Source organism: Chryseobacterium sp. VD8, assembly GCF_037149975.1.
GTDB lineage: Bacteria > Bacteroidota > Bacteroidia > Flavobacteriales > Weeksellaceae > Chryseobacterium > Chryseobacterium indicum.
Window position 1 is genome coordinate 1 of record NZ_JBBCQL010000005.1, and the last position, 21,323, is coordinate 21,323.

A 21,323-nucleotide genomic window follows, 5' to 3' on the forward strand; every position below is an offset into this window, starting at 1 on the left:
ATGCAGATATTCTGGTTTTTTACAGAATGCTGTTTGCGGCGATCTGCCTTTTCGTATACATCCGTGTTTTTAAAAAAGACAGCATTAAAGTTTCAAAAAAAATATTTTTCCAACTGGCTGCAATCGGTTTTTCGATGGCGCTTCACTGGTACTGCTTTTTTTACTCCATTAAAATTTCCAATGTTTCCATTGCATTAAGCTGTTTGTCTTTATCCACTTTATTTGCATCCATTCTGGAACCTTTGATTTTCAAAAGAAAGATTGATATTTCGGAAGTCGTGATGGGAGTGGTAATTGTCGCCTGTATTTTATTGATCTTCAAAACAGAATTTCAGTACAAAGAAGGAATATTTTACGGAGTGTTGTGTGCCATTTTCGGAACCATTTTTTCGGTTTTCAACGGAAAGATGTTTGGGAAAACAAGCTCAGGAAACATTATTTTTTATGAAATATTCTCAGGATGGTTTATTTTATTAATATTCTATCTCTTCTCAGGACAATTTTTTTCGATAAATGAAATAAGTTACCGCGATATTGCGTTAATAGGTGTACTGGCAAGTGTTTTCACAGCTTTTCCGATGTTGGAATCGGTGAATCTCATGAAATATATTTCGCCTTTTACATTAATTTTAACAGTTAATTTAGAACCGGTTTACGGAATTATACTAGCTTTTTTTATCTTTGGGGAATCAGAACACATGAGCCCGATTTTTTACATCGCTTCAGGAGTTATGATACTGGCAATCATTGCTAACGGATTGATAAAAGCTAAAAAACAAAAAACTTTAAATTAAGCATCAATTGATATGATGAAAAAATATTTTTTACTTGCATTCTCTCTGGTTTTCGGGATATCGCAATCCCAGATCATCAGAAAATATTCCAACGAATTTCTGAACATCGGAGCCGGAGCAAGAGGTCTTGCGATGGGAGGCGCAGTAATCTCCAATCAGGATGATGTCTATTCTCCGATGTGGAATCCTGCAGGATTAATGGGTGTGGAAAAAGACTGGCAGGGAGCTGCAATGCACGCCGAATATTTCGAATCTATCGCAAAATACGATTATCTTGCCTATGCCAAAGTGCTGGAAACCGGGGTTTTCGGAGTTTCTGTTGTAAGATTAGGAGTAGATAATATATTAAATACCACACAGTTAATCGACACCGAAGGAAATATTGATTATGATAAAATCACTAAATTCTCTCAGTCCGATTACGCAGCAATTCTTTCCTATGCATTCAATCCGGGAGGAAATCAGAAGCTTGATGTGGGGATTAACGCTAAAATCGTTTACAGAAATGTAGGGAAATTCGCCAACGGATATGGTTTCGGTTTCGATGTGGGAGCTATTTATAAAATGGACAACGGCTGGAAACTGGGAGGGATGCTGAGAGATGCAACCACTACCGTGAACTTCTGGAGCGTAAACCAGAAAGAACTTTCCACAGTGGTTAACGGAGAAGAATTCAACCCTGCGCCAAAAGATAAAATGGAACTTACGATGCCTAAATTAAATGCAGGCGTAAGCAAAATGTTTGAAATCAACAGCAGTGTTTACGTTTTGCCAGAAGCGGGAATTAACGTAGATTTCGCAAAAACGGCAGCATTGGTTTCTACTGATTTTGCCAGTTTAACGCCTTATGCCGGAGCAGAATTAGGTTACCAGAAAATGATTTTCGTGAGATTGGGAGTTAACAGATTCCAGTCGATTACAGATATTGAAGATCTCAGAAGAAAAGTTTCTTTCCAGCCAAGTGCAGGAATCGGGATCAGATACCGAGGTCTTACGCTGGATTATGCAATTACCAATTCCGGAATCGGAGGATCTAATTTCTATTCCAATTTCTTTTCCCTGAAACTGGATATCGGGCAGTTCAGAAACGATTAAAATTAAAATTAAATGAAAAAAATATCGCTTATCGTATTAACAGCCAGTTCGATGTTTGCTTTCGGACAAAAAGTTTCAGATTATAAATATATTTCCCTTCCTTCAAAATTTACAACATTTAAAGAAGATTTTGGTTTGGGAGAAATGCTTACAAAAACTTTAAGAGGTAAAAATTATACAGTAATTCCTTCGGATAAGTTACAATGGCCAGCTGAAGCGCAAAGTAATCCGTGCAATGTTCTGATGGCAGATATCATCAACGACAGTGGTTTTTTACGAAACAAAGTTTTGGTTCAGTTTAAAGACTGTAACGATAAGGTGGTTTCATCTGCAAAAGGAGCTTCCAACATTAAGGAATACAAAGAAGGTTATCAGGATGCACTGAAACAGACTTTTGTGTCTATTTCTCCTGCTAATCCTGTAGCGCAAACTTCTCCGGCAAAAGTTCAGGAAGCCGTAACCACAACTTCTGCACAGACTGTTGCCAATAACTCATCTCCATCTGTAGACAATACGGCGTTGAAATTCAGCAATGGAAAAACAGACCTTCAGAAGATTCAGATCGACAATTCTCAGTTCATTCTGGTGAATTCTAACAGCTCTTCGCCGTTTGCGACTTTCAAAGCTACAACGAAAAGCGATGTTTTCAGAGTAAAACTTCAAAACGGAGAATCCACTTTAGGTTATTACGAAAATGGAAATATCGTAATTGAAATGCCTGTTTCCGGCGGAGATTATAGCAAAGAAATATTTTATAAGAAGTAAAAGCAATAATACATAAAATCAAAAGTCCTCATAACGAGGACTTTTTTTGTAAATTTAAATATGAAGAAGTTTTTGAGTTAAGTGATCGTTAACCTGATCTAATTTATGAAAAATATTTAAATTAACAAATATTATAAAAATTATTTTCATAAAATTATTTATTAATTATAATTTATTTTATGTTTATCTCTATTCGTTGAAAAAATCATAAATGATTTTAGCTTTGCTTTTCCCTAAAATCTCCTCCAATGTCTCAAGATTAGATTCCTTGATTCTCTTTACCGATTTTAATTTTGAAAGCAATAATTCAATTGTTTTTTCCCCAACTCCCGGAATTTCTTCCAGTTCAGATTTTATCGTAGAATTTTTTCTTCGGGTTCTGTGATGTTTCACCCCGAAACGGTGCGCTTCGTCTCTTACACGCTGCAAAATCTTCAGCGTTTCAGACTTTTTATCAAGATATAAAGGAATAGGATCTTCCGGAAAGAAAATCTCTTCCAGACGTTTTGCTATGCCTACAACGGTAATTTTGCCGTACAATCCTAAAAGTCTCAGACTTTTTACCGCAGAAGATAACTGACCTTTTCCACCGTCAATCAAAATCAACTGTGGCAGATCTTCGCCTTCATCCAGCATTCTTTTGTAGCGGCGGTAGATCACTTCTTCCATTGTAGCAAAATCGTTGGGACCTTCCACCGTTTTCGGATGAAAAATTCTGTAATCGGCTTTGCTTGGTTTTCCGTCTTTAAAAACAACACACGCAGAAACAGGATTTGTCCCCTGAATATTGGAGTTATCAAAACCTTCAATATGTCTTGGTTCAACAGGCATTCTCAGCAATTTCTGCATTTCAGACATAATTCGGTTCGTATGCCTTTCCGGATCAACAATCTGAACCTGTTTTAATTTTTCTAAACGGTATTCTTTCGCATTCTTTTCAGAAAGCTCAACGATTCTTTTTTTATCCCCCACTTTCGGAACGATCAGTTTTACATTCGGAATTTCAATAGACAGATGAAAAGGCAGAAGCACTTCTTTTGAATGAGAATCGAATTTCTGACGGATTTCCACCAAAGCCTGCTCCATAATGTCTTCGTCGCTTTCCTCAAGGATTTTTTTAATCTCAGTGGTATAACTCTGAATAATATTTCCGTTCCTTATTTTAAAGAAATTAACGTAAGCAGCCGTTTCGTCGCTTGTCATTCCAAAAACGTCTACATCATCAATACTCGGATTCACCACTGTATTTTTAGTCTGATAATCTTCAAGCGCATCAATTCTTTCTTTGATGATCTGAGCATTTTCAAACTGAAGATTCGTTGCATATTTCATCATCTGGTTCACCAGATATTCTTTCGCTTTACGGAAATCTCCTTTGATGATTCCGCGGATGGCATCTATTTTTTCATCATAATCTTCCTTGCTTTCCAGTCCTTCGCAGGGTCCTTCACAGTTTTTGATGTGATATTCCAGACAGACTTTGTATTTTCCTTCATCAATTTTACTCGGAGCTAAATTGAGATTGCAGGTTCTTAATTTGTAAATATGCTTTATCGTATCAAGAAGAATCTTTGCAGGACGCACTTTTGCGTAAGGTCCGTAATATTCGGAACCGTCTTTAATTTTGGTACGGGTAAGAAAAATTCTCGGAAAATCTTCATTTTTAATACAGATCCACGGATACGTTTTGTCATCCTTCAGCATAACATTATAAAACGGCTGATGTTCCTTAATTAAATTATTTTCCAGTAAAAGTGCATCATATTCACTGTTAACGATCGTTGTTTCCAGCCGCTGGATTTTACCCACCATGATTTTGATGCGGTACCCTGAAAGATTTTTGTTGAAATACGAGAGAACCCTTTTTTTCAGATTTTTAGCCTTTCCTACATACAAAAGCTGATCATTTTTGTCATAATAACGATAAACACCGGGCTCGGAAGGTAAAGTTTTGAGTTGTAATTCTAAAGAAGGATTCATATAACAAAACTACGGAATTTAGAAGCACAAAAAAAGCCGCAGAAATACTACAGCTTTATAATGTTTGTTAAAATTGATTGTAATTAAACAGTTTCTTTATATACGGTTTATTCTTTTCTGCTTAAAAATTTAGCTTTGGCTCATTTCTGTATACTGATACACTAAAAAGCTGAAATAATCCCATTCCACAGAATTCTTAGGATATTTTTCATAAACTCAGGATTGTCGCCAAAAAGAAAATCATAATTGTCTTCGAAATCATCTTTATGAAGCCACATTACTTTGTCTCCTTTTTTTACGTAGTAGGATTTTGTAACGCCGCCTCCCAACTGCGGAGAACCCATCACCGAAAATCCGCCGGTTTCTTTTGCTCGAGGATCATGATATACAGAAATGATATCATCAAATTCCGGATTGATAACCTGCATTAAGAATTCTTTGTCGTCTTTCTTATTTTTCAGGGAAACCGTCTGGTTTACAAAATGAATGCGGTCTTTGGTCGTAGAATTTTTTAATTTTTTTGTCTGATAGTTTCTGATGTTGCCCATGTACTTAAAAACTTTCCCCACTTTTTCCGCCTCATTCGGATACAGATACATTTCGCTGATGTTATCGGCAACAAATACTGATGGCTTTTTAGAAATGCTATCTTTCAGGGTAACCTCGAAAATCTGACCTTTTTTCGTATCTGTTTTGCTGCAGAAACATTTATGAGTCGTTCCGTCCTTTAATATTACGGTAGAAGTTTTTTTTACAGAGGGAGCGTTAAAACCTTCGTTAAAAAGGTACTGTTCCATTTTTTTAATTTCTTCTTTGGAGTATTTTACTTTCTGTGCGAAAGATGCTGTGCTTACCAAAAACAGCGCAAACACTAAAGTTTTAAGTTTCATGGGGATGTTAATTTTTATATTTCTGCGGTAAAAATAGCAAATTAATTCACTTATTTTCAGAAAAATATATGCTGTTGAAATTTAGTTTTTCCAATCGTTGCCAAATGCGTAATTTTAAGACAAAATTTTGAGAATGATATACGGTGTAGATGTTTTCAGTTTCCATGATGTTTTGGAGATCTGCAAAACTCCAAATAAAGCTAAATTAAACAAAACCGCTAAAGAACAGATTTTAAAATCCCAGAAAAATGTGCAGCAGATTGTAGAATCAGACCGATGTGTTTATGGGATCAATACAGGTTTCGGACCTCTTTGCGATACAAAAATATCGGCGGATGAAACTGCGCAGTTGCAATATAATTTAATTATTTCCCATGCGGTAGGTGTAGGAAAACCAATTGATAAAGAACTTTCTAAAATTATGATGATTGCAAAAGTTCATGCACTGTCAAAAGGTTTTTCCGGAGTTTCTCTGGAAGTGATCGAAAGATTGATCTTAATGCTGGAAAAAGACATCATTCCTGTTGTTCCGGAGCAGGGTTCTGTAGGAGCTTCGGGAGACTTGGCACCTTTGGCGCATCTTGTTTTACCGCTTTTGGGGCTGGGAAAAGTTTGGGTTGGGAATGAAATTTTTGAAACAGCCGAAATTTTAGAAAAAAATAATCTCGAATCTTTGGTTTTAGGACCGAAAGAAGGATTGGGATTAATCAACGGAACGCAGTTTATTCTTGCTCATGCAATTAAAGGATTAGAAAAATTTGAATATTTACTTGATCTTGCAGACATGACAGCGGCAATGAGTATTGAAGCATACAGAGGTTCAGCAAGTCCGTTTAAAAAAGAACTGCATGAGATCCGTCCGTTTGAAGGAAGTAAAAAAGTAGCGGCAAGAATGCTTAAATTTTTAAAAAGTTCTGAAAATCTTAAAGCACACGAATACTGCGACCGTGTTCAGGATCCGTATTCCATGAGATGCGTTCCGCAGGTTCACGGTGCAAGCAGAAATGCATTCGAACATCTGAAAATGATGGCAGAAACTGAACTGAATTCGGTAACGGATAATCCAATCGTTTTAAGCGCGGAAGAATCTATTTCCGGAGGAAATTTCCACGGACAATTGATGGCTTTACCTTTGGATTATGCAACTTTGGCTGCTGCCGAACTGGGAAATATTTCAGATAGAAGAAGTTACTTGTTACTGGAAGGAAAATACGGCTTACCAAGATTGCTAACGGAAAGTTCAGGTTTAAATTCCGGATTTATGATTCCTCAGTATACTTCTGCTGCGTTGGTTACAGAAAATAAAACATTGTGTTTTCCGGCTTCTGCGGATTCTATTCCGACGAGTTTAGGACAGGAAGATCATGTTTCGATGGGAAGTATTTCCGGAAGGAAATTCAATCAGGTTCTTGGAAATCTGGTCAATATTTTAGCGGTTGAACTTATGTTTGCAGCACAAGGTTTAGAATTCCGAAGACCTGCAAAATGTTCAAAAATTATTGAAGAAAACTTTGCAATTCTCCGTTCAAAAGTTACCAAGCTTGAAGATGACAGATTGATCGGACAGGACATGCTTGCAATCGCAGAATTGATAAATGAAAGAAAATTTATAGTTAATTAAAACAAGATGAAAAAAATTTTAGTAGCGTTTGTTCTTTTTATAGGTATTACAGGCTTTGCCCAAACATCAAAAGAAGCAAAAATTAAAGAATTAATTGAAGTTACCGGAGTCAGTAAAATGGCGGTACAGGGAGCTCAGCAATTTGTGAATGCTTACAAAGAAAATTATAAAGATATTCCTGATGAATTTTGGAATGGATTTTTAAAGGAAGTTTCCTCAGAAGAATTTTCTAAACTCTATATTCCTATTTATGCAAAATATTATACAGAATCGGATCTTGATGAGCTGATAAAATTCTACAAAACTCCTATCGGACAAAAAACAATTTCTAACATGCCTTTAATCATGAATGAAAGTATGGAAGTTGGCAGAGAATGGGGGCAGAATTTAGCAAAAAAGCTGATTGATAAAATTAACACACAAAAAGGGTATCAATCTCCACCGCCACCAAAAAGTAAATAATGCAAAGACTTCCGGAAATGGAAGTCTTTTTTATTTTTTAAGATTTAAAAAAATATTTGTCTTGAATTGTGAAATATTAATGTCATTTGTGTTCAAAAAACATCACCACTTGAAAAGTACTAAAAGTTAAAAACAAAATCTTTAATTTAGCCTAAAACCATTGCCATGACAATTAAAAGAACAGATTCTTCCAATAAAGATTTTCAAAATTTAGTAAAGCTTTTAGATGCGGATTTAGCCATTCGTAATGGGGAACATCATGGTTTTTACGATCAGTTTAACAAAATTGATATGATCAAAAACTGTATTGTCATTTATGTGGATGAAATTCCTGCAGCTTGTGGAGCATTCAAAAAATTTAACGAAGAAACGGTTGAAATTAAAAGAATGTAAACCAATCCTGATTTCAGAAAGAGAGGTTTAGCAACAGCCATCGTTAAAGAACTGGAAATCTGGGCAAAAGAATTTAATTATACGAAAACAGTGCTGGAAAGCTCACGCGAGCAGAATGAGGCACTATCCGTTTATGAAAAGAGCGGTTACACCAGAATTCCGAATTACGGACAGTACATCGGAATTGATAAAAGTGTCTGTTATGAAAAAGTTTTGTAACTTAATTTTATAGTACTATTTCAAGCATAATAAATTTTTAAATTCTGTTGTTCGGTAATTCATTGTAAATTAATATCTTGGTTTTACCAATCAAATAGTATTTATATGAGAAAAAATGTTTTTTACCTTTTACTCTTGTTCTTTGTTTTTACTTCATGTAACAGAGACGACCTTCAAAACAATGTTGCCGGTACAGAAATCACTCAGAAAGATCCTTTAACGGCAAAACAGATCAATGAAAAAATCAACGAAACCATCAAAACAAAAGGCAGATTTTCATGGAATGAATCTTCCGATCATTTTCTGTGGAGCGGAATTTTTCAGGGAAATAAAATTGCTTCCATCGGATTTGGCTCTTCTTTCGACAGAAGTCTGGATGCGAACAACAAAGCTATTGAAAACGAAATTTTAGATCTGATTAAAAAATATGAAGGAAAGACCGACAGAATTTTACTGTCTTCAGACCAATATCTGAATCAGATCGATGTTGCCATCGAAAAGCAGGAGACGGTGATTGCACTCAGAAAAATGAAAAACATCCGTTATCTGGAACCTGCAGATTACCGTTATTTTGAAAACGAAAAACAATTTGGGGCAACTGCAAAATCCAGCAGCAGCTCTTCAGGCTGCGGATTTGAATCTACCGCTTTGAATGCTGTAGATTACACAACCGTTTCTCCCAATGCAAAAGCACCGTGGTCATTTACGAAACACAATATCATTAATGCATGGAGTTACAGTACAGGAGCTGGAGTAACGATAGGAGTGATAGACAGCGGTGTTTCTCCCGAGCAGTCTTTATTGGGAAGCAGCTTTAATAACGGACTTTCTACAGGACGAAGCATCAGCAAAAATGGAGTATATGTAGATTCAGTCTGGCCGTGGAGTACAGGATACGACGGTTCTGCCGACAAATGCGGTCACGGAACAAGCATGGCTTCTGCAGCAGCAGCGCCTAGAAACAATCAGGGACAACCGGTTGGAGTAGCTTATAATGCCAATCTGGTAACTTACAGAGCGGCTTCTAATGTGGTTTTAGACGGATATCATGAGCAAAACGGAGTGAAAATAGCCTTTACAGAGCTGGGAAATAATAACACTGTAAAAATTATTTCGATGTCGATGGGACATATCTTTTCTGTCGGAAAAATTGAAGATGGGGTAAAATATGCGTACTCAAAAGGAAAACTAATTTTCTGCGCAGGCGGAACTTCTACCAGTTTTACCAATTTTGTAGGTGTAATTTTTCCTGCATGGATGCCTGAAACACAAGCGATAACAGGAGTAAAAGAAAATACGTCCAATCAGAAATGCGATGTCTGCCATTCAGGAAGCGAAATTGATTTTACTTATCAGATGGAAAGAGCTTCGGGAAGCAATATTCCGGTACTGAGTTATTATAACGGACAAACAGATTATGTGGGAGGATCTTCTGTAGCAACGGCTTCCACCGCAGGAATTGCGGCGTTGGTCTGGGCTAAAAATCCTTCATGGACGAGAGATCAGGTTATTAATAAAATGAGACAGTCTGCAACCTATTATCCGACTCCGAACTCAGATTACGGATACGGAAATATCAATGTTTTACAGGCAGTTCAGTAAAAAATTAAACGAAAAAATAGAGAAAAAGGATTATTGTTAATTAGCAATATTCCTTTTTTATTTCTCCTGAATCATTCTATTAAGTATTTCTACTTAGATGAAAAAATGAGTAAATCTACGCTAACATATTTATTTTAAGCGTGGTAACTTTGAAATGTGATCACAAACAAAACTTAATAATCCTGGAGACCAGAAACCATTCAAACGGGGCGAAATCCGAAAAGCCAAAAGAGTAGGAACACAAAATATAATTAATCATGGAAACAAAAGAATTAGTAGGAGGCTGGACAGCGTATCATCCTTTAACACCGGAAGATAAAAAAGTATTTAACGAAGCAATGCAAGGATTTGTGGGCGTAAACTATAATCCGCAATCGGTATCTACACAATTGGTAAACGGAACAAACTACCGTTACAAATGTCTTGCTTCAATGCCGCCTTCTGAGGTAGTTTGGGAAGCTATTGTAGAAATTTATGCTCCGATTAACGGACAACCTCATGTTGTTGGTATCCAAAGATTGTAATAACAGCATTACCCTTAATAAAAAAGAAAGCGGAAGAAAAATTATCTTCCGTTTTTTTTATCCTATTCTCACGCTCGTCATACTCAGAGATCCTCCAATTAATTCATCATTAAATAAACTGAGGCTTTCAGATTTCTCCTTCAGTCCTAAAGTATAGATCAGTGGAAGATAATGATCCGGAGAAGGAACTGCATATTGCAGCGAAGTTCCCTGTTTCTGGTAATCGATGATGTTCCGGAAATTTCCGTCCAAAAGCCAGTTGTTGGTTTTCTCTCTGGCTTCAATCGCCCAGTCCCAGCCGGCTCCGACGGTATTGATGTTTCTCCAGTCGATCAGTCTCAAATTATGAACTATGTTTCCGCTTCCGATAATTAAAATTCCTTTTTCGCGGAGCTTATTGAGTCTCTTAGCTAAATCAAAATGATATTGCGGAGATTTTGTATAATCAATACTCATCTGAATAACAGGAATATCTGCATTCGGATACATATGTTTAATCACCGACCATGCTCCGTGGTCCAGTCCCCAATTATGATCTTCTTCCACCACAACCGGAGCCAGTAATTTTACAGTTTCTTTTGCCAGTTCAGGATTTCCCGGAGCCGGATACTGTACATCAAACAAAGCCTGCGGAAAGCCTCCAAAATCATGAATCGTTCTCGGCATTTCCATTGCCGTTACTTTCGTTCCCTGTGTAAACCAGTGTGCCGAAATACAGAGAATAGCGTTCGGTTTCGGAATTTCAACGGCAGCTTTTCGGAAACCTTGTACAAACTGGTTTTCTTCAATAGCATTCATCGGCGAACCGTGTCCCAGAAAAAGAACAGGCATTTTCTCTGTATTATTAAAATTTTCGCTGATGTTTTGTAAATCGTTGAGGTTCATTTCTTTTATTCTCGAAAACAGAAAAGAGCAAAGGTAATATAACTTTCCTTTGCTCTTTTACCTTGATTTTTTATGTTTTATGCTTGTTTTACAAACTGTAATTCTCCGGCGATTTTTACTTCTTCGCTTACCATTACACCTCCCGCTTCAAGAGCAGCATTCCAGTTCAGGCCGAAATCTTTTCTGTTGATTTTCCCTTCGAAAGAGAAACCAGCCTTTGTATTTCCCCATGGGTCAACATTAATTCCGTTGAAATCAACATCAAGTGTTACAGGCTTCGTAATTCCGTTAATCGTTAAATTTCCTGTTACTTCATTGTTCAAAGCAGAAGATTCGAAAGTAATTGTTGGATTGGCTTCAGCGTTAAAGAATTCAGCCGATCTTAAATGGTTGTCTCTGTCTGTATTGTGGGTAGAGATGGATGCTGTCTGAATAGTCGCTGTTGTTTTAGCGTTTGCAAAAGTATCGTCTTCCGCATCAATTTCAGCCGTAAAATCTGTAAAGTTTCCTTTAATATTAGAGATCATCATGTGTTTTACTTTAAAAGTAATTTCACTGTGAGCAGGGTCTAGGTTCCATTTTGTTGCCATTGTATTAATATTTTTTGTTGTTAATTATACTGCAAATTTAGATCAGAGAAGAGGTACAAATCATTGACGTAGGATAAGAAATGATTTTCGCTATATTTTTACAATCCTGTCATTTCAATGAATGAGAAATCTTAAAAAAAAAATTTTAAGGAAAAAGCAAAACAACTTTAAATTCTAGTACGCTCATACACTCAAACTCTTAAACACTCACACGCTCACACGCTCACACGCTCAAACCCTCCAACTCCCCAACTTAAAAACTCTCCAACCTAATCAGGAGCTTTATCGCGCTTTCCGCACTCGCTATTTCTTTAGTTTCGGCGCGGCTCCGCCGCGCCGAAACTAAAGAAATGAGCTCAGACAAATGCTGCAATCACGGCTAGGATTGAAGCAGGTTATTCATTACCCGTCATTACGAGCAGAAGGTCTGTGAACGTAGTTCTGAAGCGACGAAGCAGTCTCAAAAATCGTACACAAAAGTCTTTATTGGATTTATTCAAAGTATTTCAAAAGTCTGCAAAGAGAAAAAATCTTGATTTTTTTAAAACTTATGTGCTCTTTTTTCCATTTAAGTATTAAACTTAAACTACTAAAGTGTTACAATCTTTTGCATCTTTTGCGGTAAAAAAGTTTAGACAAGTTTATTTTATGCTGAGCTTGTCGAAGTGCCGTTGCGACCGAAAAATCCGCCTAATCATTAAAACAAAACCCTTTGCGTATTTTGCGTTAAAATTCTAACCAATGCTTATAACAAAGCAAACTCCAATAAAAACAGAAGTCTCACTTTGTCATTTAATAAGATTTGAAATTACTTCAAATAAATTCAAAATAAACAACAGCAAACAGCCATCACCAACCAACAAAAAACCAAACTCCCATTTTGCTTTAACACTTCTTAACCATTGATATTTATTTCTTATTTTTGAAGGATTCAATTTTATACAATGAAATTATATAAATTATCTTTATGGATGCTGGTTTTTGGAGGTAGTACATTTGCGCAGACCCAAAAATACACAATGGCGGAGGCAGTTAATGGGATGAGAACCAATTTAGCCGTTAAAAATATCTCGCAATTTTCATGGTCTGCAGATGGAAAATCTTATATTCAGGCGGTAAAAGGCGGATATTTAATCACCGATCTGAAAACCAACAAACAGGATACGCTGGTTTCTTTATCTCAGTTGAATAAGAATTTAACAGACAATAAATTCAAAGCAGTTCCACAAATTAAATTCATCAGCAATTCTCAGGGATATTTTAATTCCGGCGGAAAAATGGTATGGGTAGAAAAATCCGGCAGCGACTGGAAAACAAAAAATTCCGTTGCTTTGGATAATAACGCTGAAAATATGAAGATTTTTGGGGACAACCAGACTTTTGCCTTTACCGTAAAGAATAATTTATTTGTCAACAAAAACGGAAAAACCATTGCAGTAACCAATGATACCGATGAAAATATCCTGAATGGAGCTTCCAATGTTCACCGTAACGAATTCGGAATTGATACCGGAATTTTCCCGGCACCAAATTCAGAGAGCGTGGCGTTCTACAGAATGGATCAGACGATGGTTGCAGATTATCCGATTATCGACTGGTCTGTAACTCCTGCAGTAAATCATAACATTAAATATCCGATGGCGGGGAAAACGTCTCATCAGGTAAGTCTGGGAGTTTTCAACATTAAAACTCAGAACACAACCTTCTTAAATATCGAAGGCGAAAAAGATCAGTACTTAACGGCTGTTACCTGGAGTCCGGATTCAAAGTATATTTTTGTAGGCGTTCTGAACAGAGGACAGAATTATCTGAAAATGAATCAATATGATGCTTCGACAGGAAATTTAGTGAAAACTTTATTCGAAGAAACCAGCGATAAATATGTGGAACCTCAACATCCTTTAACGTTCTTTCCAAATTCCAATACAGATTTCATCTGGCAGAGCCAGAGAACAGGATATAATCATTTATTTCACTACAATCTGGAAAAAGGACTTGTTGCACAGATTACAAAAGGAGATTGGCTGGTAACGGATATTTTAGGTTTCAATGAAAAGAAAAAAGAAATCTATTTCACCTCCACCAAAGAAACTCCTCTGGAAAAGCATTTGTACAGAATCAACTGGACAAATTTTAAGATGCAGAGAATGGATAACGCAGAAGGAGTTCACTCCGGAGTGTTAAGCAGTGACGGGAATTTCCTTTATGACCTGTACAGTAACGCAGAAACGCCAAGAGTTGCCAACATTATTAATACGAATACTTTAAAGACAAACAATCTTCTGACCGCTGAAAATACACTGAAAAATTATCAGCGTCCGGAAATTAAAAATATCAACTTAAAAGCCGACGACGGAACAATTTTGTACGGAAAAATGATTCTTCCGACTAATTTTGATCAGAACAAAAAATATCCGGTGATTGTTTATTTATACAACGGTCCGCATTTACAATTAGTAACCAATTCTTTCCCGGCATCCGGAAATCTTTGGTACGAATACATGGCGCAAAACGGATACATCATTTTCACGATGGACGGAAGAGGTTCTTCTAACCGTGGTTTAAAATTCGAGCAGGCAGTTTTCAGAAATCTGGGAACTACAGAAATGAACGACCAGATGAAAGGAGTAGAGTATTTAAAATCTCTTCCTTACGTAGATTCCGAAAGAATGGGAATCCACGGATGGAGCTTCGGAGGGTTTATGACAACGAGTTTCATGCTTCGTAAGCCGGATGTTTTCAAAGTGGGCGTTGCAGGAGGACCCGTAATCGACTGGAGTATGTACGAAATTATGTATGGCGAAAGATACATGGATACACCGCAGGAAAATCCGCAAGGATATGCAACAGCCAATCTTCTGGATAAAGTTCAGAATCTGAAAGGAAAATTACTGATGATTCACGGAGCGCAGGATGATGTTGTGGTTTGGCAGCATTCGGTTAAATTCATCAAATCTGCGGTTGATAATGGTGTCCAGTTGGACTATTTTGTATATCCGGGACATCCGCACAACGTGATCGGAAAAGACAGAGTGCATCTCATGCAGAAAGTAACGGATTATTTTGACCAAAATCTGAAAAAATAATCCTGAAATATTGATAATGAACTTCACCAAAAAAGGCAGAGTACACTTTCATACGTTCGATTCGTTGAGGTTTCTGTCTTTTTTATTGGTTTTTTTGCGCCATTCCCCCGTTCCCGAAGATAGTTTTCTATACTATTTTTCAAAGGAAGGGGGGATTGGTGTTTCTTTTTTCTTCGTACTGAGCGGTTTCCTCATCACTTATATTCTTATTCTCGAAAAAATAAACAATAACGGAACAATTCCGCTGAAAAAGTTCTTTACGAGAAGAATTTTAAGAATATGGCCGCTTTATTATGCCATGGTACTTTTTGCGATATGTACGCCTTTAATTCTCAATTTTTTTAATATTCCTTATTCTGATGAAGGATATCAGCCAAATTGGCTTTTCACACTTACGTTTTTGGAGAATTATATGGTAATGTATACACATCAGCTACCTAATGTTTCGCCGATTACGGTGATCTGGTCTTTGTGTATCGAGGAGCATTTTTACATTTTCTGGGGACTGGCGTTTTATTTCATTTCTCTTAAAAATATTCCGAAACTTATTCTGGGAAGTATTTTCTTTTCATTCATCATGCAGATCGTGTATGGAAAATTAAAAATTCCGACTTTAGACCTCTTTACCAATATTCACTATTTTGCTTTTGGAGCAATTCCTGCATATATTTTTGTCTTTAGAGAAGATCTAATTAAAAGGCTTGAAACAATTTCTGCTGTTTACAAATACAGTTATGCTTTTTTGGTATTGGCATTTGTTATTTTTATAGGGAATTCAAAAATAATTTCAAATCCTGTACTGATTTCATTTCTTTTGAGTGTTTTATTTTCAGGGTTAATTTTATCTACTTTAGGAACAAAAAATGTTTTTAAAATTTCAGATGAAAGTATTTTGGCAAAACTTGGAAAGTACACGTACGGACTGTATCTTTTTCACACCATATTGCTCATGTTTTTTATAAGAATGGGAAGCATGTTTAATTTAAATTGGGTTTCAGTGGTACTTCTATCATTTATTTCTTCTGTTGTATGTGCCGTACTTTCTTATCATCTTTTCGAAAAACAGTTTTTAAAACTTAAAGATAAAGTCCAAGTGTAATCTACAGCTTTCCTTTCTTATCAAACATCAATGCATCTGATTTTCGGTTGCCGTAAATTTGTACTATAAAATCAACAATATGGAATTAGGAATAGGAATGTTTGGCGATCTTGCTTTCGACCAGACAACAGGAAAATATAAAGATGCGGGAGTAAAGATTCGTGAAATTCTGGAGCAGATAAAATTCATGGATGAGGTGGGAATTGATGTTTTTGCCATGGGAGAACATCACCGTCCCGATTATGCGGTTTCTTCTCCGGAAATCGTTCTGGCTGCAGCGGCAAGTATTACAAAAAATATAAAATTAGCGAGTGGTGTTACGGTTTTAAGTTCATCAGAACCTGTAAAAGTATATGAAGATTTCTCGACTCTGGATTTAATCTCAGACGGTCGTGCTGAAATTTTTGTGGGTAGAGGAAGTTTCATTGAATCATTTCCTTTGTATGGGTATTCTTTAAACGATTACGAGGAACTTTTTGATGAAAAATTAGACTTATTGCTTAAAATCAATTCTCAGGAAAATGTAACCTGGAAAGGGAAACTTCGCGCACCGATGCAAAACCAAACCGTTTATCCGAGAGCTAAAAATGACGGAAAGCTGCCCATCTGGAGAGCTGTCGGCGGAACTCCGCAGTCGGTTTTAAGTGCGGCAGAATTGGGAATGCCTTTAGTAGTGGCAATCATCGGAGGAATGCCTGTACAATTCAGAAATTTAATTGAATTCTATAAACAGGAATATAAAAAAGCAGGTCATGATGTTTCCAAAATGCAGATTGCCGTTCATTCGCACACTTTTGTAAGTGATGATCCGGAAGTGATTGAAGGATATTTCCACAATTATAAATCGCAGATGGACAGAATCGGTTCTTCCAGAGGTTGGGCTCCTTATACCAAAATGCAGTATGACGGCGGAAGAAGCAAAGAAGGAGCTTTGTTCATCGGTACTCCGAAAGAAGTGGCAGATAAAATTGCCTACCTGAAAGAAATTTTCGGTATTACAAGATTTATCGGACACATGGATGTGGGAGCTCCGGAGCATGATCTTATGATGAAATCTATCGAGCTGTTTGGCAAAGAAGTAAAACCACTCATCCAAGATCTTTAAAAACAAAACCTCCGTTGAATTTCAGCGGAGGTTTCTCTTTAATAAAAATCATCTGTAAAAATGAAACAACGTCCTGTTGTTTAGAAATTAATCAATATAAATTATAAAGCTGTATAAGAAGCTATTGCAACCTGTGGATGAAAGGCAAACATAAACGTTTCAAAAGAGTCTCCTGAAGTGTTTTTGCTTAAAAGATACTTATTGTCGATAATATCAATCAGCAACAATTCAGGCGTGTAAAAAGTTAAACCTATTTTATGCTTTGAAGGATCTTCCACGTTGGAGCTGATAAGATCCAGTTTGAAATTTTCAATCGGGAAAAAAGTATTTCCCAAAACATCAGGAAGGCTTTTGATCTCACCGTTAAGCTGCGCAACATAGTTTACCACCGCTGAACTCAGTAAAAACGGAATTCTTTCTGCATGAGGATTTTTTCTCAGCAATTCCCAGTAATTCTTTACCGGGTTTTCTTTATCATCGAAAACCTGATGCTGAATTTTATATTCAAAATACGTGTCTTCAAAGATGTATCTATCCCAGACAATTTCAGAATTCTCATCAATTACAATCCTGAATGCAAGTTTTATTTTAGCCTTCATCATTTTAAATTTTAATAAAACAGGGCAGCTTTTAATAATTCTGCCCTGATCCTAAACAAAATTGATATGAAAAATATCTAATACTCAATAAGTGGATCAGTTTACAAGAACTTTAAGATTCTCTGTAAACGTTCCTTTCGTATTATCAATCGTAATTTTTGCGATATACATTCCGGATTTTAATTGGTTTTTGGTCATTTTGATCTGCTGACTTCCGGATGCAAGTTTTTGCTTGTCGATGACACTGAAAAGTTTTTTTCCGCTTACATCAAACAGTTCAATACTTACTGTTGATTTTTCGTTGAGGGTAATTGGAAAAACCGTCTCTTCTCTGAAAGGATTTGGATAATTCTGTCCCACATTAAAATTTTTGGTGTTTGCGGCTTCCTGAGTTCCTAAAACGGCTCCTGCTACATAAATGGTATGAGTTAAAATATATCCTGCTGATAAAGATCCTGTTATCGTACTCATCTCATTGCTGGTTCCGTCTGAAAATACATTGTCACTGGCATTATAAGTATATCCTGTCATTCCTTTGGTATAGCCGTATGAAGTTCCGTTGACATTCACATTATAAACAGCACTGCTTGTTCCCTCCGGAAAAGCAATCTGCGTTACCAGAAGAGAAGTTCCGTCTGCTTTGTAAATATGAACATGAATGTGGGTGGCTCTGCTCTGATACCATCCCGGAAATATGCTCGTGAAACTTACAAGTCCGTTTGCATCCGTGGTCTGTCTTCCGCGAAGAAAATGATTGTTGGTGTAATTTGCAGCCTGCATTGCCGTACCTCCGTACTCGGAATAGTTGCCGTCTTTATCACAGTGCCAAACGTCTACCAGAACTCCTTGATAGGCAGCGCAGTTTCCGTTGGTATTTTTTATATAAATATTCATCGTAAAGGCAACTCCGGTTCTGTCTCCCACAATATTGGTTTGTACCAGACTCGACGGAGTATGTGTAGGAAAAGGACCCTCTGTTTCTGAATTGGTTACACTGCAGGTTAAAACATTTTGAGAAGACTTTTCCGGCAGCATTTCCTCATGAAAAATTTCCGATCGGAGAAGAACAGGTGCAGCAACAGCTATTCCTGCCAGTCCGAATGAGTTTTTTAAAAATTTTTTTCTGTCCATGTATTTAGTTTTTATTTTAAATTAAACTTCAAGGAAAAGTAAAAGTGCATTTTCACTTAATGCTTCAAATTCCAGAGTTTCGATTTCAGAAATGATAATCGCGTCTCTGGTTTCTAAAAGTCTGTTCTGAAATTCAAAAGCGCCGTTAATCACCATTCCGAAAATTGATTTTCCTTTGTGATGAAGAGCATATTCCTCTTCTTTTCTTCCTTCATACAATCCTATGAAATTGGGATATTCCACTTTCTCAGAAATCTGGATCAAATGATTTCTTTTGTTGATCTTGAGATCTTCAACAGAGAAAAAAGTATCGGTTTTTATGCTTTTCAGTTCAAAAATTAAAATATCGGCTTTTTCATCCTGTCTGTTATTTCTGAGGTTCAGTATATTTTCTTCTTCAGATTTTAAAGTAAAAATATATTCCGCAGAAACGGGTTTTTCAAAATCATTAATGGCGATTTCCCCATAAAGAACAATGATGAGAACAGTAGAATTTTTTTGATAGTTAAAATCAAATGTTCCGTTTTCTCCAAAAACAACTTCAGTTATTGTACGCAATCCTGAATTTTCATCAGGAATCATCTCGTTCAGAACACATGAATTTTCTTTCTTCCAGACAGAAAGATCCGATTTAAAAATACGTGATGGACTTTGAACTAACATTTTGATTGGATTTTTTTTGAGGAATTCCACACTGCACAGATAAACACATCTAATCGCTTCACACCTGTGTAAATCTGTGCTTTTTGTGGAAAACTAATAAACTAATAGTAAACAACCTCTGTTTTATTTTTAAGCCGAAACTTTTATTGTATGAGTAAGAGCGTAACCTGCGCTTACACTTCCGGTAATTGTAGACATCTCGTTAGACGTTCCGTCGCTGAATACATTATCACTTGCATTATAAGTATATCCGCTCATTCCTTTATATCCTGTACTTGAGGCTACCTGAACCACTGCGCTGTCACTGCCTTCAGGAAATGCAATCTGCGTTACCAAAAGAGACTGCCCTACAGAATTATAAATGTGAACATGAATGTGAGTGGCTCTTCCGCTGTACCATCCCGGAAATATACTTGTGAAAGAAACTTTTCCGTTCGCATCGGTTGTCTGCCTTCCTCTAAGGAAATGGTAAGACGTATAATTGGCAGACTGCATCGCTGTTCCTCCATATTCAGAATAATTTCCTTCTTTATCACAATGCCAGATATCAACAATAGCTCCCTGAAGATTGGCACAGCTTGCATTGGTATTCTGAACGGTAATTGTAATCGTGAACGGAACACCAGTTCTGTCTCCTACAATATTAGTCTGTACAAGTGTAGAAGGTGATTTTGTAGGAAAAGGACCTTCAGTCTCGGAATTGGTAACAGAACATCCTGTTGAAGATGATCCGGAAGAAGAACCTGAACCTGAAGATGAGCCCGTTGTGGTATCCGCGATATCGTCATCACTTCCGCAATGTATCAAAATAGGAGCTGCTACCGCAGTAACACCTGCCAAACCAAGAGTTTTTAAAAACCCTTTTCTGTCTATTGTTTTCATAATATGTTTTTTTAAAGGTTACTATTTGAATGGTATTGATTCAATTATCAATTTCTGTATCAAATATATTTTGAAAAAAACAGCTTATGAAATTTATGAGGTAAACAGTAAAAATGTGTCGGCAAATGAATTTTTTTTTAAGAAATATTAAGAATAATGTGATAGAAATGACGGAAATTTACCGAATAGAAATTCCCCTCCTTTGAAGGGGTGGCAAAAATTCGAAGAATTTTTGACGGGGTGGTTTAAGATGAATAAAATCATTTATTTACCAATTTCATCACTGCATCTTTATACGTTTCTCCAATCGGAATGATAAATTCCCCAATATGGATATTCCGGTTTACAATCATTTTAATCAGGTTTACGGGAACAATATAAGAACGGTGTACTCTTACAAAATCTTTTTCTGAAAGTTTTTCCAGAATATTTTTCATAGAAGAACGTGCGGTAATCTTGGAATGATCTGTAAGATGAATCTGAATGTAATCGTCTAAACCTTCGATCAAAATAATATCATCAAAGTTAATTTTGTGAAGTTTATAATCTGCACGGATGGAAAGATATTTTACATCAGCAGATTCATTATTCACTTTTACTTTATCCACAGCCGCTTTAAATCGATCAAAAGAAAAAGGTTTTAATAAATAATCTATCGCATTGATACTGAAAGCATCCACCGCATATTCAGAATAAGCAGTGGTGAAAATGACTTTTGTATTCTGAGAAATACTTTTATAAAAATCCATTCCGTTTCTGGAAGGCATTTCGATATCCAGAAAAATCAGATCAACAGGATATTTGTTGAGGTGCTTCTGTGCATCGCTTTGTATATTGAAAGTTTTTTCCAGAGAAAGATTTTCAATTTTTCCGGCATAATTTTCAATAATTTTAAGAGCGAGAATCTCATCATCCAGTGCAATCGCTTTTATCATCAG

Annotated in this window: 20 protein-coding genes and 1 pseudogene; 12 read left to right on the forward strand and 9 right to left on the reverse strand. The window is 36.4% G+C overall.

The window, feature by feature from the left end:
- The 3 genes from WFK35_RS01055 to WFK35_RS01065 all read left to right on the forward strand — a co-directional run.
- Positions 1 to 794: DMT family transporter (locus WFK35_RS01055; RefSeq protein ID WP_442891976.1), on the forward strand; the 794-nt coding region annotated here is incomplete at its 5' end.
- 12 nt (positions 795 to 806) lie between these two features.
- Positions 807 to 1,889 carry a PorV/PorQ family protein gene (locus tag WFK35_RS01060; RefSeq protein WP_076396673.1) on the forward strand — a complete coding sequence of 361 codons (1,083 nt, stop codon included), beginning with the start codon at positions 807 to 809 and terminating at the stop codon, positions 1,887 to 1,889.
- A 12-nt stretch (positions 1,890 to 1,901) separates the two neighbouring features.
- Positions 1,902 to 2,654: a hypothetical protein gene (locus WFK35_RS01065; protein WP_336730972.1), complete on the forward strand. Its 753-nt coding sequence runs from the start codon at positions 1,902 to 1,904 to the stop codon at positions 2,652 to 2,654.
- A 189-nt stretch (positions 2,655 to 2,843) separates the two neighbouring features.
- Here WFK35_RS01065 and uvrC read toward each other — a convergent pair whose 3' ends face one another.
- The gene (gene uvrC, locus WFK35_RS01070; protein WP_336730973.1) at positions 2,844 to 4,634 is read right to left on the reverse strand and encodes an excinuclease ABC subunit UvrC; all 1,791 of its coding nucleotides are present in this window, start codon (positions 4,632 to 4,634) and stop codon (positions 2,844 to 2,846) included.
- Between the two features lie 161 nt (positions 4,635 to 4,795).
- Entirely contained in the window at positions 4,796 to 5,524 is a 729-nt protein-coding gene (locus tag WFK35_RS01075) for a hypothetical protein (RefSeq protein ID WP_336730974.1), read from the reverse strand.
- A 133-nt stretch (positions 5,525 to 5,657) separates the two neighbouring features.
- On the opposite strand from WFK35_RS01075, the gene hutH reads away from it, so the two are divergent.
- The 6 genes and pseudogenes from hutH (at position 5,658) to WFK35_RS01105 (ending at position 10,345) form a co-directional block, all read left to right on the forward strand.
- The gene (gene hutH, locus WFK35_RS01080) at positions 5,658 to 7,145 is read left to right on the forward strand and encodes a histidine ammonia-lyase (RefSeq protein WP_336730975.1); all 1,488 of its coding nucleotides are present in this window, start codon (positions 5,658 to 5,660) and stop codon (positions 7,143 to 7,145) included.
- A 6-nt stretch (positions 7,146 to 7,151) separates the two neighbouring features.
- Positions 7,152 to 7,607: a DUF2059 domain-containing protein gene (locus WFK35_RS01085; RefSeq protein WP_336730976.1), complete on the forward strand. Its 456-nt coding sequence runs from the start codon at positions 7,152 to 7,154 to the stop codon at positions 7,605 to 7,607.
- Positions 7,608 to 7,772: 165 nt separating this feature from the next.
- Positions 7,773 to 8,000: a hypothetical protein gene (locus tag WFK35_RS01090; protein ID WP_336730977.1), complete on the forward strand. Its 228-nt coding sequence runs from the start codon at positions 7,773 to 7,775 to the stop codon at positions 7,998 to 8,000.
- Between the two features lie 15 nt (positions 8,001 to 8,015).
- Positions 8,016 to 8,219: pseudogene (locus WFK35_RS01095) on the forward strand (GNAT family N-acetyltransferase); the annotation flags it as partial.
- 105 nt (positions 8,220 to 8,324) lie between these two features.
- Complete coding sequence (locus tag WFK35_RS01100) at positions 8,325 to 9,821, forward strand: S8 family peptidase (RefSeq protein ID WP_336730978.1); 1,497 nt, start codon at positions 8,325 to 8,327, stop codon at positions 9,819 to 9,821.
- Positions 9,822 to 10,078: 257 nt separating this feature from the next.
- Entirely contained in the window at positions 10,079 to 10,345 is a 267-nt protein-coding gene (locus WFK35_RS01105; protein WP_336730979.1) for a hypothetical protein, read from the forward strand.
- A 57-nt stretch (positions 10,346 to 10,402) separates the two neighbouring features.
- On the opposite strand, the gene ygiD is transcribed toward WFK35_RS01105, so the two are convergent.
- A complete protein-coding gene (gene ygiD, locus WFK35_RS01110; RefSeq protein WP_336730981.1) occupies positions 10,403 to 11,230 on the reverse strand; it encodes a 4,5-DOPA dioxygenase extradiol in 828 nt (275 codons plus the stop codon).
- A gap of 77 nt (positions 11,231 to 11,307) precedes the next feature.
- Positions 11,308 to 11,820: a YceI family protein gene (locus WFK35_RS01115; protein WP_214588522.1), complete on the reverse strand. Its 513-nt coding sequence runs from the start codon at positions 11,818 to 11,820 to the stop codon at positions 11,308 to 11,310.
- Between the two features lie 944 nt (positions 11,821 to 12,764).
- Here WFK35_RS01115 and WFK35_RS01120 point away from each other — a divergent pair.
- From WFK35_RS01120 to WFK35_RS01130, 3 genes are all read left to right on the forward strand, one after another.
- Positions 12,765 to 14,906 (forward strand): S9 family peptidase, encoded by a 2,142-nt coding sequence (locus WFK35_RS01120; RefSeq protein WP_336730983.1) that lies wholly within the window; start codon positions 12,765 to 12,767, stop codon positions 14,904 to 14,906.
- A 16-nt stretch (positions 14,907 to 14,922) separates the two neighbouring features.
- Complete coding sequence (locus tag WFK35_RS01125; protein WP_336730984.1) at positions 14,923 to 16,005, forward strand: acyltransferase family protein; 1,083 nt, start codon at positions 14,923 to 14,925, stop codon at positions 16,003 to 16,005.
- A gap of 79 nt (positions 16,006 to 16,084) precedes the next feature.
- On the forward strand, positions 16,085 to 17,110 hold the full coding sequence (locus tag WFK35_RS01130; RefSeq protein WP_336730985.1) for an LLM class flavin-dependent oxidoreductase: 1,026 nt from the start codon (positions 16,085 to 16,087) through the stop codon (positions 17,108 to 17,110).
- 101 nt (positions 17,111 to 17,211) lie between these two features.
- On the opposite strand, the gene WFK35_RS01135 is transcribed toward WFK35_RS01130, so the two are convergent.
- The 5 genes from WFK35_RS01135 to WFK35_RS01155 form a co-directional block, all read right to left on the reverse strand.
- The gene (locus WFK35_RS01135) at positions 17,212 to 17,712 is read right to left on the reverse strand and encodes a hypothetical protein (RefSeq protein ID WP_336730987.1); all 501 of its coding nucleotides are present in this window, start codon (positions 17,710 to 17,712) and stop codon (positions 17,212 to 17,214) included.
- A gap of 93 nt (positions 17,713 to 17,805) precedes the next feature.
- The gene (locus tag WFK35_RS01140; protein ID WP_336730988.1) at positions 17,806 to 18,840 is read right to left on the reverse strand and encodes a T9SS type A sorting domain-containing protein; all 1,035 of its coding nucleotides are present in this window, start codon (positions 18,838 to 18,840) and stop codon (positions 17,806 to 17,808) included.
- Between the two features lie 21 nt (positions 18,841 to 18,861).
- Positions 18,862 to 19,503, reverse strand: a complete 642-nt coding sequence (locus tag WFK35_RS01145; protein WP_235132869.1) for a pirin family protein — start codon at positions 19,501 to 19,503, stop codon at positions 18,862 to 18,864.
- A gap of 129 nt (positions 19,504 to 19,632) precedes the next feature.
- Complete coding sequence (locus WFK35_RS01150; RefSeq protein ID WP_336730990.1) at positions 19,633 to 20,385, reverse strand: dioxygenase family protein; 753 nt, start codon at positions 20,383 to 20,385, stop codon at positions 19,633 to 19,635.
- A gap of 260 nt (positions 20,386 to 20,645) precedes the next feature.
- Positions 20,646 to 21,320, reverse strand: a complete 675-nt coding sequence (locus WFK35_RS01155; RefSeq protein WP_336730991.1) for a LytR/AlgR family response regulator transcription factor — start codon at positions 21,318 to 21,320, stop codon at positions 20,646 to 20,648.
- Positions 21,321 to 21,323 lie beyond the last annotated feature (3 nt).